Annotated in this window: 12 protein-coding genes and 1 tRNA gene; 9 read left to right on the top strand and 4 right to left on the bottom strand. The window is 72.0% G+C overall.

What is annotated here, in order from left to right:
• Nucleotides 1-220 precede the first annotated feature (220 nt).
• The 6 genes from paaA to ACWD35_RS06210 all read left to right on the top strand — a co-directional run bounded on the left by paaA (nucleotide 221) and on the right by ACWD35_RS06210 (nucleotide 5,160).
• Complete coding sequence (gene paaA / locus ACWD35_RS06235; RefSeq protein WP_451349957.1) at nucleotides 221-1,273, top strand: 1,2-phenylacetyl-CoA epoxidase subunit PaaA; 1,053 nt, start codon at nucleotides 221-223, stop codon at nucleotides 1,271-1,273.
• Entirely contained in the window at nucleotides 1,270-1,557 is a 288-nt protein-coding gene (paaB, locus tag ACWD35_RS06230) for a 1,2-phenylacetyl-CoA epoxidase subunit PaaB (protein ID WP_451349956.1), read from the top strand. Before paaA ends, paaB begins: the two co-directional genes overlap by 4 nt.
• A complete protein-coding gene (gene paaC / locus ACWD35_RS06225) occupies nucleotides 1,554-2,273 on the top strand; it encodes a 1,2-phenylacetyl-CoA epoxidase subunit PaaC (RefSeq protein WP_451349955.1) in 720 nt (239 codons plus the stop codon). Before paaB ends, paaC begins: the two co-directional genes overlap by 4 nt.
• Nucleotides 2,267-2,794, top strand: coding sequence for a 1,2-phenylacetyl-CoA epoxidase subunit PaaD (gene paaD, locus ACWD35_RS06220; protein ID WP_451349954.1), 528 nt, complete (start codon nucleotides 2,267-2,269; stop codon nucleotides 2,792-2,794). Before paaC ends, paaD begins: the two co-directional genes overlap by 7 nt.
• The gene (locus ACWD35_RS06215) at nucleotides 2,794-3,858 is read left to right on the top strand and encodes a 2Fe-2S iron-sulfur cluster-binding protein (RefSeq protein WP_451349953.1); all 1,065 of its coding nucleotides are present in this window, start codon (nucleotides 2,794-2,796) and stop codon (nucleotides 3,856-3,858) included. Before paaD ends, ACWD35_RS06215 begins: the two co-directional genes overlap by 1 nt.
• 168 nt (nucleotides 3,859-4,026) lie before the next feature.
• A complete protein-coding gene (locus tag ACWD35_RS06210) occupies nucleotides 4,027-5,160 on the top strand; it encodes an acyl-CoA dehydrogenase family protein (RefSeq protein ID WP_451349952.1) in 1,134 nt (377 codons plus the stop codon).
• Nucleotides 5,161-5,203: 43 nt separating this feature from the next.
• Here the strand turns inward: ACWD35_RS06210 and ACWD35_RS06205 are convergent, their stop codons facing one another.
• From ACWD35_RS06205 to ACWD35_RS06190, 4 genes are all read right to left on the bottom strand, one after another.
• A complete protein-coding gene (locus ACWD35_RS06205; RefSeq protein ID WP_451350073.1) occupies nucleotides 5,204-5,533 on the bottom strand; it encodes a rhodanese-like domain-containing protein in 330 nt (109 codons plus the stop codon).
• Between the two features lie 49 nt (nucleotides 5,534-5,582).
• The gene (locus ACWD35_RS06200) at nucleotides 5,583-6,392 is read right to left on the bottom strand and encodes a hypothetical protein (protein WP_451349951.1); all 810 of its coding nucleotides are present in this window, start codon (nucleotides 6,390-6,392) and stop codon (nucleotides 5,583-5,585) included.
• A gap of 91 nt (nucleotides 6,393-6,483) precedes the next feature.
• Nucleotides 6,484-7,908: a DUF2252 domain-containing protein gene (locus ACWD35_RS06195; protein ID WP_451350072.1), complete on the bottom strand. Its 1,425-nt coding sequence runs from the start codon at nucleotides 7,906-7,908 to the stop codon at nucleotides 6,484-6,486.
• 295 nt (nucleotides 7,909-8,203) lie between these two features.
• A tRNA-Leu gene (locus tag ACWD35_RS06190) sits at nucleotides 8,204-8,287 on the bottom strand.
• Between the two features lie 546 nt (nucleotides 8,288-8,833).
• On the opposite strand from ACWD35_RS06190, the gene ACWD35_RS06185 reads away from it, so the two are divergent.
• The 3 genes from ACWD35_RS06185 (at nucleotide 8,834) to ACWD35_RS06175 (ending at nucleotide 11,959) form a co-directional block, all read left to right on the top strand.
• Nucleotides 8,834-9,709, top strand: a complete 876-nt coding sequence (locus ACWD35_RS06185) for an FhaA domain-containing protein (protein WP_451349950.1) — start codon at nucleotides 8,834-8,836, stop codon at nucleotides 9,707-9,709.
• A 10-nt stretch (nucleotides 9,710-9,719) separates the two neighbouring features.
• Entirely contained in the window at nucleotides 9,720-10,259 is a 540-nt protein-coding gene (locus ACWD35_RS06180) for an FHA domain-containing protein FhaB/FipA (RefSeq protein WP_451349949.1), read from the top strand.
• 140 nt (nucleotides 10,260-10,399) lie between these two features.
• Nucleotides 10,400-11,959, top strand: coding sequence for a Stp1/IreP family PP2C-type Ser/Thr phosphatase (locus tag ACWD35_RS06175; protein ID WP_451350071.1), 1,560 nt, complete (start codon nucleotides 10,400-10,402; stop codon nucleotides 11,957-11,959).
• Nucleotides 11,960-11,963 lie beyond the last annotated feature (4 nt).

Here is an 11,963-nt window from a genome sequence, read left to right as displayed (position 1 = left end):
CATGCTGCACAGGCGTCACGCGGTGACGCCCGCACGGAACGGTACTCAGCCCCGCCCGCCGGGCGCAGCCCCGGGGAGCCCCTGAGGTTTTCCACAGGCAGCCGACGCGGTTGTCCACAGCAGTTGACACCTCACGGCGGCCCGCCCCACCATTGACACGCACGGACCGAACGATCGGTCGGGAAGGCGTTCAAGCAGAGCCCAAGGTCAGGGGGACCGCATGGCCACAGCAGCCGCGCACCGCACGGCCGGCACACCGGCGGACGGCGCACCGGACACCGTCGACACGACGGCCTACCAGCACGCCTTCGACGCGGCCGTGGCCGCCGACGAGCGCGTCGAACCACGCGACTGGATGCCCGACGCCTACCGCGCCACGCTGGTCCGGCAGATCGCCCAGCACGCGCACTCCGAGATCATCGGCATGCAGCCGGAGGCCAACTGGATCACCCGCGCGCCCAGCCTGCGCCGCAAGGCGATCCTGATGGCCAAGGTCCAGGACGAGGCCGGCCACGGCCTGTACCTGTACAGCGCGGCCGAAACCCTCGGCACCAGCCGCGACGAGCTCCTCGACAAGCTGCACAGCGGGCGCCAGAAGTACTCCTCGATCTTCAACTACCCCACGCTGACCTGGGCCGACGTCGGCGCGATCGGCTGGCTCGTGGACGGCGCCGCCATCACCAACCAGGTCCCCCTGTGCCGCTGCTCCTACGGCCCCTACGCGCGCGCCATGGTGCGGATCTGCAAGGAGGAGTCCTTCCACCAGCGCCAGGGCTACGAGCTGCTGCTGGCCCTCAGCAACGGCACCCCCGAGCAGCACGCGATGGCCCAGGACGCGGTGAACCGCTGGTGGTGGCCCTCGCTGATGATGTTCGGCCCGCCCGACGACGAGTCCCAGCACTCCGCGCAGTCGATGGAATGGAAGATCAAGCGCCACTCCAACGACGAGCTGCGCCAGCGCTTCGTCGACATCTGCGTCCCGCAGGCCGAGTCCCTGGGCCTCACCCTCCCCGACCCGGACCTGACCTGGAACGAGGACCGCGGCCACTACGACTTCGGCGCGATCGACTGGGCGGAGTTCTGGGACGTCCTCAAGGGCAACGGCCCCTGCAACGAACAGCGGATCACCCAGCGCAGGCGCGCACACGACCAGGGCGCGTGGGTGCGTGACGCAGCCGCCGCCTACGCGGCCAAGCGCACCGGACACACCGCCGACACCGGCACCCCCGGAAACACCGGGAACACCGCGGAGACGGGAGCGAACCGAGCATGAGCACCACCGACTGGCCCCTGTGGGAGGTCTTCGTGCGCTCCAGGCGCGGCCTCTCCCACACCCACGCCGGCAGCCTGCACGCCCCCGACGCGGAACTCGCCCTGCGCAACGCCCGCGACCTGTACACCCGGCGCGGCGAAGGCGTCTCGATCTGGGTGGTCCCCGCCACCATGATCACCGCGTCCTCGCCCGACGAGAAGGACCCCTTCTTCGAACCCGCCGCCGACAAGCCCTACCGGCACCCGACCTTCTACGAGATCCCGGAAGGGGTGAAGCACCTGTGACCGCCACCGTCCCCGCGACCGCCGCACTCGCCCTCGGCGACGACGCCCTGGTGCTCTCCCACCGCCTGGGGGAGTGGGCCGGCCACGCCCCCGTCCTCGAAGAAGAGGTCGCCCTCGCCAACATCGCCCTCGACCTCCTCGGCCAGGCCCGGATCCTGCTGTCCATGGCTGGCGACGAGGACGAGCTGGCGTACCTGCGCGAGGAGCGCGCCTTCCGCAACCTCCAGCTGGTCGAACAGCCCAACGGAGACTTCGCCCACACCATCGCCCGCCAGCTGTACTTCTCCACCTACCAGCAGCTGCTCTACGCCGAACTCGCGGCCGGGGACGGCCCGTTCGCGCCGCTGGCCGCCAAGGCGGTCAAGGAGGTCGCCTACCACCGCGACCACGCCGAACAGTGGACCCTGCGGCTCGGCGACGGCACCGAGGTCAGCCACGAACGGATGCAGCGCGCCTGCGAGGCGCTGTGGCGTTTCACCGCGGAGATGTTCCAGCCGGTGGAGTCCCTGGACGTCGACTGGGCGCGCATGGAGGCCGCTTGGCTGGAGTCCGTCACGGACGTCCTCGGCCGGGCCACCCTGACCGTCCCCGAGGGCCCGCGCACCGGCGCCTGGTCGGCGGGCGCCGGACGGCAGGGCCTGCACACCGAACCGTTCGGGCGGATGCTCGCCGAGATGCAGCACCTGCACCGCAGCCACCCGGGGGCGACATGGTGACCGCCACCGCCCTGGAAACGGAACTGCTGGAGCTGGCCGGCTCGGTGCCCGACCCCGAGCTGCCCGTGCTCACCCTCCAGGAGCTGGGCGTGCTGCGCGCGGTCCACGTCAGCGGTCCCGACAGGGTCGAGGTCGACCTCACCCCGACCTACACCGGCTGCCCGGCCATCGAGGCCATGGCCCTGGACATCGAACGGGTCCTGCACGCGCACGGCATGCGCGAGGTCACCGTCCGCACGGTGCTCACGCCCGCCTGGTCCACCGACGACATCAGCCCCGAAGGCCGCCGCAAACTCCGGGAGTTCGGCATCGCTCCCCCGCGCGAGGGCCACGACACCGGCCCGGTGACGCTCACTCTCGGCCCGACCCGCACCCTCGCGGCGGAACCGGACCCCGTCCGTTGCCCGCACTGCGGATCCGCCGACACCGAGCTGCTGAGCCGGTTCTCCTCCACCGCGTGCAAGGCGCTGCGCCGCTGCCTCGCCTGCCGTGAACCGTTCGACCACTTCAAGGAGTTGTGATGGCGCGCTTCCACCCGCTCCAGGTGGCCGCGGTCGACCGGCTCACCGACGACTCCGTCGCCCTCACCCTCGCCGTCCCGCCGGAGCTGCGCGCGGAGTACCGTCACGCACCCGGCCAGCACCTCGCCCTGCGCCGCATCGTCGACGACACCGAGATCCGGCGGACCTACTCGATCTGCTCCCCCGCCCCCGACCCGGACGGCGCGGGCCCGAGCACCCTGCGGGTGGGCGTACGCCTGCTGGAGGGGGGCGCGTTCTCGACCTACGCGCTGAAGGAGATCAACCTCGGCGACGTGCTGGACGTGATGACCCCGGCCGGGCGCTTCACCCTGGAACCGGCGCCGGGTCTGTACGCGGCCATCGTCGGCGGCAGCGGCATCACGCCCGTGCTGTCCATCGTCTCGACGCTGCTGGCGCGCGAGCCCGAGGCCCGGTTCTGCCTGATACGCAGTGACCGTACGGCCGCCTCGATGATGTTCCTGGAGGAGGTCGCCGACCTGAAGGACCGCTACCCGGAGCGGCTTCAGCTGGTGACCGTGCTCTCCCGGGAGGAGCAGCAGGCGGGCCTGCCGTCCGGGCGGCTCGACCGGGAGCGGCTCACCGGGCTGCTGCCGGCGCTGCTGCCGGTGGAGCGGGTGGCGGGCTGGTTCCTGTGCGGGCCCTACGGGCTGGTGACCGGCGGGGAGGAGGCGCTGCGCGAACTGGGCGTTGAGCGGGCCCGGATCCACCAGGAGATCTTCCACGTGGACGCTGCCCCGGCGCCGGCCCCGACCGCACCGACGCCCGAGCACAGCACCATCACCGCCCGGCTCGACGGACGCGGCGGCACCTGGCCGGTCCAGGACGGAGAGTCCCTGCTGGAGACGGTCCTGCGCAACCGCCCCGACGCGCCCTACGCCTGCAAGGGCGGGGTGTGCGGGACCTGCCGGGCCTTCCTGGTCTCGGGCGAGGTCCGCATGGACCGCAACTTCGCGCTGGAGGAGGACGAGACGGAGTCCGGTTTCGTGCTGGCCTGCCAGTCGCACCCGGTGACGGAACACGTGGAGCTGGACTTCGACCGCTGAGGTGACGGGACGGGGGGTGGGGAGGGAGGGGGAGGGGCCCCAAGACCGCTCCCCATTCCCTTCTCCTAGAACCTGTTCTATCTTGCCTCCCTGACGCCCCGTCAGTCGGCCCGCCCGAATCCGACGGGACCAGCTGGACGTGGGCCGGATGCGCCGGGAGGACAGGTCGTGGACTTCACCTTCAGCGAGGAGCAGCAGGCGGCGGCCGAGGCGGCACGGGGGGTGTTCGCCGGGGTGGCCGTGGATGCGGTGCCCAGTCCGGCGCTCACCACCGGGGCCGTCGCCGAGGGCCTCGACCGGGAGCTGTGGGGCAGGCTCGCGGACGCCGATCTGCTCAGCCTGCTGCTCGACGCCGGGTACGGCGGGGCGGGCCTGGACGCCGTCGCGCTGTGCCTGGTGCTGCGCGAGTCCGCCAAGGTGCTCGCCCGGGTGCCGCTGCTGGAGCACAGCGCGGGCGCGGCGGTCGTACAGGCCTATGGCGGCAGGGAGTTGGGGGAGCGCCTGCTGGGGCCGGCCGGGCGGGGGGAGGTGGTGCTGACGGTCGCCGCGCAGGGCCGTACCGGGCACGATCCCGCGGGGCTCGCCGTCAGCGCCCGTCGGGACGGCGAGGCGTGGGTGCTCGACGGGGTGCAGACGGGGGTGCCGTGGGCGTACGACGCGGACCTGGTCGTCGTACCGGCGCACACCGGGGCCGGCCGCACCGTGCTGGCGCTCGTGCCGCGGGAACACGACGGGGTGGTCCTGGCCGAGCAGGTGTCCACGAGCGGGGAGCGGCTGGCCGAACTGCGGCTGCGGGCCGCGCGGATCCCGGCCGGGGACGTCATCGAGGCCGACGGTGCCTGGGAGTGGCTGCACGCGCTGCTGGTCACCGGCACGTGTGCGCTGACGCTCGGGCTGGGTGAGCGGGTGCTGCGGATGACCGGCGAATACACCGGGAAACGGGAGCAGTTCGGGTATCCGATCGCGACGTTCCAGGCGGTCGCCGTGCAGGCCGCCGACCGGTACATCGACCTGCGCGCCATGGAGGCCACCCTGTGGCAGGCGGCCTGGCGGATCGCCTCGGGGGCGCCGGGGGCGCTGCCCGCTGCCGGGGACGTGGCCGTGGCGAAGATCTGGGCGGCGGAGGGGGTGCGCCGGGTGGTGCAGACGGCACAGCATCTGCACGGCGGATTCGGCGCGGACACGGAGTACGCGCTGCACCGGTATCACGCCTGGGCCAAGCACCTGGAGCTGGTGCTCGGCCCGGCGGGGGCGTACGAGGAGGTGCTGGGGGACCTGCTGGCGGCGCATCCGCTCAGCTGACCCCGAGCCGACGACGAACTACAGGCGGAACCGCCAGGCCGAGCTAGAGCACGAAGCCGGGCTGACCGTCGTCCGTGACGACCGGGCGGCCCGCTGCCTGCCAGACCTGCATGCCGCCGTCGACGTTCACCGCGTCGATGCCCTGCTGGACCAGGTACATCGTGACCTGGGCCGAGCGACCGCCGGAGCGGCAGATGACGTGGACGCGGCCGTCCTGCGGGGCGGCCTCCGTCAGCTCGCCGTAGCGGGCGACGAACTCGCTGATGGGGATGTGCAGCGCCGCGGCGGCGTGGCCCGCCTGCCACTCGTCGTCCTCGCGGACGTCCAGCAGGAAGTCGCCGTCCTTGAGGTCCGTGACCTCGACCGTGGGCACACCAGCTCCGAAACTCATGCTCCCGACGCTACCCGACGGACCGTGTGGCTCACTCCCCCGCCAGCAGGGCCGCCAGCTCCGTCTCCCGCTCGGCGATGTCGGAGTGCAGCCGGCCGGCGATCTCGTTCAGGAGGCCGTCGGGGTCGTCCGGGGCGAGGCGGAGCATGGCGGCGATCGCGCCGTTCTCCAGTTCGCGGGCGACGAGGTGGAGCAGTTCCTTGCGCTGGGCGAGCCATTCGAGGCGCTCGTACAGCTCCTCGCTGGGGCTCGGCGGCCGCTCGGCCGGTGCGGGGCCGGCCGCCCATTCCTCGGCCAGTTCCCGCAGCTCGGCTTCGTTGCCGCGGGCGTAGGCGGCATTGACGCGAGTGAGGAACTCCTCACGCCGCTGCCGTTCGCCCTCCTCTTGCGCGAGGTCGGGATGGACCTTGCGGGCCAGTTCGCGGTAGAGCTTGCGGGCCTCTTCGCTGGGACGCACCCGCTGCGGGGGCCGTACGGCCTGGTCGGTGAGCATCGCGGCGGCCTCCGGGAACAGGCCGTGGTCGTCCATCCAGCCGTGCAGGAGTTCCTCGACGCCGGGGATGGGCTGGACCTGGGCGCGGGCCTCCTCGGCACGGCGCAGGTCCTCGGGGTCGCCGGTGCGGGCGGCCCTGGCCTCGGCGATCCGTGCGTCCAGTTCCTCGATGCGGGCGTAGAGCGGGCCGAGCTTCTGCTCGTGCAGCCGGGAGAAGTTCTCGACCTCGACGCGGAAGGTCTCCACGGCGATCTCGTACTCGATCAACGCCTGCTCGGCGGCCCGTACGGCCTGCTCAAGCCGTTCCTCGGGTCGCGGTGCGGACTGGTCGGCTTCCGGGGTCGTCACGCGCCCAGGGTAGCGCTGCGCCTGGCTTGAACCGGAGGTGCGGTATCTCACCGTAGGGAAGCGCAGCTCCGCCCCGTCACACCCCCGGGCCTCACACCCCCAGCTCGGCCCCGACCCTCCCGGTGCGGATCGCGGTCACCAGCTCCGCGTGGTCCGCCTCCGTGCGGTCGGCGTAGGTGACCGCGAAGTCGGCCATCGCCTCGTCCAGTTCCTCGTTCTTTCCGCAGTAGCCGGCGATCAGGCGGGGGTCGGCGCCGTGGGCGTGGGCGCGGGCCAGCAGGGCGCCGGTCATACGGCCATAGTCGTCCATCTGGTCGGCGGCGAGGGCGGCCGGGTCGACGCTGCCCTTGCGGTTGCGGAACTGGCGTACCTGGAAGGGCCGCCCGTCGACCGTCGTCCAGCCGAGCAGGATGTCGCTGACGACCTGCATCCGCTGCTGGCCGAGGACCACCCGGCGGCCCTCGTGCGCCACCGCAGCCGCCTCGAAGCCGGCCGTGGCCAGGTGCGGGACGAGCGCCGAGGGGCGCGCCTCCTTCACCTGGAGCACCAGCGGCTGTCCGCGGTGGTCGAGGAGCAGCACCACGTACGAGCGGGTGCCCACGCTGCCGGTGCCGACGACGCGGAAGGCCACGTCGTGCACGGCGTGCCGGGCGAGCAGCGGGAGGCGGTCCTCGGAGAGAGTCGTCACATACTCCTCCAGGGCCGAGGCCACCGCGGCGGCTTCGGCGTCCGGGACGCGGCGCAGGACCGGGGGCGCGTCGACGAACCGGCGTCCGCCGTCCTCGGCGGTCTCGGTCGACTTCGCTGCGAACCGGCCGCTGGTGTTGGCGCGTGCCTTCTCCGAGACCCGTGCCAGCGTGCCGACCAGGTCGTGGGCGTCGGTGTGCGAGACCAGTTCCTCGTCCGCGATGGCGTTCCAGGCGTCCAGCGCGGGCAGCTTGGCGAGCAGCCGCATGGTGCGGCGGTAGGCGCCGGCCGCGTCCTGCGCCGCCGCGCGGCAGGTGTCCTCGTCTGCGCCCGCCTCGCGCCCGGCCAGCACCAGGGAGGCCGCGAGCCGCTTCAGGTCCCACTCCCAGGGGCCGTGCACGGTCTCGTCGAAGTCGTTGAGGTCGATGACGAGGCCGCCGCGCGCATCGCCGTACAGGCCGAAGTTGGCGGCGTGGGCGTCACCGCATATCTGGGTGCCGATCCTGGTGGACGGGGTGCGTGCGAGGTCGTACGCCATGAGGCCGGCCGAGCCGCGCAGGAAGGCGAACGGGGTCGCGGCCATCCGCCCCACCCGTATCGGGGTCAGCTCCGGGATGCGGCCGGTGTTGGACTCCTCCACCGCGCTCACCGCGTCCGGGCGGGAGCCGTCGAGGTCGAGGGTGCGGTGTACGGAGCGCGGCACGCTCGCTCTGAGCGCCTTGCCCTCCTCCTTGGCGGTGCCGCGGGACGGCCACTGCGCGAAGCCGCGCACCTGGGGCAGCCGGCGTACCGCCGGAACCGACGGCTGCACCGGAACCGACAGGTCCACCGGCCCCACCGGCCCCGCAGGCTCCACCGCTTGAGCCACTCCCGCACCGGCCTCGGTCACCGCGACCGCCTCCCCCGTACAGCCCGAACATCAACTCGTGCAGACCGTACAGCGGGTGACCGAAACGCGTCAGACCCTGTGGAAAACCCGGCTGTTGTGGACAACTCGGCGGCGCCCCGCCCCTGAGAACTTCCTCACAACCCCGGAACATCCACAGAACTCCCCGGAGCATCCCAGAAGTCCCGGAACACGACTACGGGCCCATCGTTTTCACGATGGGCCCGTAGCCTCTGTGTGCGCGAGGGGGGAGTTGAACCCCCACGCCCTTGCGGGCACTGGAACCTGAATCCAGCGCGTCTGCCTATTCCGCCACCCGCGCATTGGGTGTGTCTTCCGTTTCCGGCCCTTTCGGGCTGGCCCCTTCCGACATCGAGAACATTAGCACGTGGTCCGGGGTGGGTTCACATCCCTTCTCGCCAGGCCCGATGCCCAGGCCGGACGAGGCCGGACGAGGTCAGACGAGGTCGGACGAGGCCGGACGCCCGGGCCGGACGCCCACGCCGGACGCCGAGGCGGGGCGGGCCCACGCGCCGGCCCGCCCCGCACGTGACCCGGCCCCTGCCGCCCGTATCCCGGCCCGTATCCCGGCCCGCATCCCCGCACGTATCAGGGTGTCCTTGTTCACGTATCAACCTCGTACCGGTCCAGGCCGTCTCCCCTGGAGCGGGACAGGTGTGCTGTCGGGTGCGGGACACTGGTCCTGGGCCGCCTCTACGATCCCTGCCAGGATGAGCGCCGGAAACCGGTGCCGGGAGGAGTTCGAAGGGTGGCCGCTGGGGGAACCGGCTGATTGCCGGACGCGTAGATACGATCAGTGAGCAGTACGTAGTAGAAGGCAGAACGGCAGCGACGGAGGAGGTGCCCCATGGGAGTCCTGAAGAAGTTCGAGCAGCGTCTCGAAGGCCTGGTCAACGGCACCTTCGCGAAGGTCTTCAAGTCCGAGGTCCAGCCCGTGGAGATCGCCGGCGCGCTCCAGCGGGAGTGCGACAACAACGCCACCATCTGGAACCGGGACCGCACGGTCGTCCCCAATGACTTCATCGTGGAGCTGAGCGCGCCGGACTACGAGCGCCTCAGCCCCTACTCCGGGCAGCTCGGCGACGAGCTGGCCGGGATGGTGCGCGACTACGCCAAGCAGCAGCGGTACACGTTCATGGGCCCGATCAAGGTCAACCTGGAGAAGGCCGACGACCTCGACACCGGCCTGTACCGGGTGCGCAGCCGTACGCTCGCCTCCTCCAGCAGCCAGCAGGGCTCACAGGCCCCCGCCGCCCCGCAGGGCCGCCCGGGCCACGCCGCTCCCGGCGGCCAGGGCGCTCCGGGCGGCTACGGCTACCCGCCCGCCCCCGCCGGCGCCCCCCCGATGCCCGCCTCGCCGCCGCCCGGCGCCCGCCCCGGCGGCTACGGCTACCCGCAGCCCGCCGGCCAGCGGCCTCCGGCCGCTCCCGCGAGCGGCGGGCGCACCCGCCACTGGATCGAGATCAACGGCACCCGCCACCAGATCTCCCGCCCGACGCTGGTGCTGGGCCGCAGCACCGAAGCCGACGTGCGGATCGACGACCCCGGCGTCTCCCGCCGGCACTGTGAGATCCGGACCGGAACGCCCTCGACGATCCAGGATCTCGGCTCCACCAACGGCATCGTGGTGGACGGGCAGCACACCACCCGCGCTACGCTCCGCGACGGCTCGCGGATCGTCGTGGGCAGCACCACCGTTATCTATAGGCAAGCCGAAGGGTGAAGCGGGGGCAATGTCAGAGCTGACCCTCACGGTCATGCGGCTGGGTTTCCTGGCCGTACTGTGGCTGTTCGTGATCGTGGCCGTGCAGGTCATCCGGAGCGACCTGTTCGGTACGCGCGTCACACAGCGCGGATCGCGCAGGGAAGCCGGACGCCAGCAGCAGAGCGGCCGGCAGCAGGCCGCGCCCCCGCAGCAGCGCGCCCAGCCGCGCAGCCAGCAGCGCGCCCAGCAGGGCGGCGGGCGCCAGCGGCGCAACGCCCCCACCAAGCTGGTCGTGACCGAGGGCACCCTGACCGGCACCACCGTCGCGCTCGCGGGCCAGACCATCACCCTGGGCCGGGCGCACGACTCGACGATCGTGCTGGACGACGACTACGCCTCCAGCCGCCACGCCAGGATCTACCCGGACCGCGACGGCCAGTGGATCGTCGAGGATCTCGGCTCCACCAACGGCACGTACCTGGACCGGTCCCGGCTGACGACCCCCACACCGATCGCGCTGGGCGCGCCGATCCGCATCGGCAAGACCGTCATCGAGCTGCGGAAGTAGTGCTACATCATGAGTGAGCGCGAGCGGAGCGAGCACGCAACGGCGGGCCACACCCCGGTCCCCGGCGCGCTCCCGACCGGAGGGTGGGCAGTGTGGCTCGACACGACCGGCTGTACCCGGAGCCGACGGGCGAGGTGGGCATGAGTCTGTCACTGCGCTTTGCTGCCGGATCACACAAGGGCATGATCCGGGAGGGCAACGAGGACTCCGGTTACGCCGGTCCGCGGCTGCTCGCCATCGCCGACGGCATGGGCGGCCAGGCGGCCGGCGAGGTCGCCTCGTCCGAGGTGATCTCCACGCTGGTCACCCTCGACGACGACGTGCCCGGCTCCGACATCCTCACCTCGCTCGGCGTCGCCGTGCAGCGCGCCAACGACCAGCTGCGCGCCATGGTCGAGGAGGACCCCCAGCTGGAGGGCATGGGCACCACGCTCACCGCCCTGCTGTGGACCGGGCAGCGGCTCGGCCTCGTCCACGTCGGCGACTCGCGCGCGTATCTGCTGCGCGACGGGGTGCTGACGCAGATCACGCAGGACCACACCTGGGTGCAGCGGCTGGTCGACGAGGGCCGCATCACCGAGGAAGAGGCCACCACCCACCCGCAGCGCTCCCTGCTGATGCGCGCCCTCGGCAGCGGCGACCACGTCGAGCCCGACCTGTCGATCCGCGAGGTCCGCGCCGGCGACCGCTATCTGATCTGCTCCGACGGCCTGTCCGGCGTCGTCTCCCACCAGACGATGGAGGAGACCCTCGCCAGCTACCAGGGCCCGCAGGAGACCGTGCAGGAGCTGATCCAGCTCGCGCTGCGCGGCGGCGGCCCCGACAACATCACGGTCATCGTCGCCGACGTCCTCGACCTGGACACCGGTGACACCCTCGCCGGGCAGCTGTCCGACACCCCGGTCGTGGTCGGCGCCGTCGCCGAGAACCCGCACCACCTGCACGACAACAACATCATGCAGACCCCGGCCGGCCGCGCCTCGCACCTCGGCCGCCAGGGCCACGGGCAGGGCGGCGGCGGGGAGTTCGGCCCACCCGGCTCCGGCGACACCAACGGCTACGCCCCGTCCGACGGCTTCGACGAGTACGGCGACGAGGACTTCACCAAGCCCGCCAAGGGCCGCAGGTGGCTGAAGCGGTCCCTGTACAGCGGTCTCGCGCTGGCCGTGATCGGCGGCGGCCTGTACGGCGGCTACCGCTGGACGCAGACGCAGTACTACGTCGGCGCCAAGGGCGAGCACGTGGCGCTGTACCGCGGCATCAGCCAGGACCTGGCCTGGGTGTCGCTGTCGGAGGTGGAGAAGGACCACCCCGAGATCGAACTCAAGTACCTGCCGCCCTACCAGCAGAAGCAGGTCAAGAACACGATCACGGAGGGCGGCCTGACGGACGCCCAGGCGAAGATCGACGCGCTGGCCCTGCAGGCGTCCGCCTGCAAGAAGCAGGTGGAGCGCAAGGCCGCCGAGGCCGCGCAGACCCCCGACACCGAGCGGAACACCTCGCGCAGCCCGGGGAAGACCTCAGCCACCACGGGAACCACCCGTACGGCCTTCACGTCCAAGGCATCGCCGACGCCGAACCCGTCGGCATCGTCCTCGAAGTCCCCCTCGACATCCGCGACCCCGTCCGCGACTCCCCACCCCGGCCCGAGCCTCTCCGAGGATGAAAAGAAGGTCGTCGATCAGTGCGGCAAGCAGTAGGCAA

This window comes from Streptomyces sp. NPDC002671 (assembly GCF_053592475.1).
Note: the sequence above shows the minus strand (reverse complement) of the source record. Positions and strands in the feature narration are given on the sequence as shown.

What these genes read in the sequence shown, in the direction of transcription:
- paaA (WP_451349957.1), top strand. Translation starts at nt 221, where the DNA reads ATGGCCACAGCAGCCGCGCACCGCACGGCCGGCACACCGGCGGACGGC.
- paaB (WP_451349956.1), top strand. Translation starts at nt 1,270, where the DNA reads ATGAGCACCACCGACTGGCCCCTGTGGGAGGTCTTCGTGCGCTCCAGG.
- paaD (WP_451349954.1), top strand. Translation starts at nt 2,267, where the DNA reads ATGGTGACCGCCACCGCCCTGGAAACGGAACTGCTGGAGCTGGCCGGC.
- ACWD35_RS06215 (WP_451349953.1), top strand. Translation starts at nt 2,794, where the DNA reads ATGGCGCGCTTCCACCCGCTCCAGGTGGCCGCGGTCGACCGGCTCACC.
- ACWD35_RS06185 (WP_451349950.1), top strand. Translation starts at nt 8,834, where the DNA reads ATGGGAGTCCTGAAGAAGTTCGAGCAGCGTCTCGAAGGCCTGGTCAAC.
- ACWD35_RS06180 (WP_451349949.1), top strand. Translation starts at nt 9,720, where the DNA reads ATGTCAGAGCTGACCCTCACGGTCATGCGGCTGGGTTTCCTGGCCGTA.
- ACWD35_RS06175 (WP_451350071.1), top strand. Translation starts at nt 10,400, where the DNA reads ATGAGTCTGTCACTGCGCTTTGCTGCCGGATCACACAAGGGCATGATC.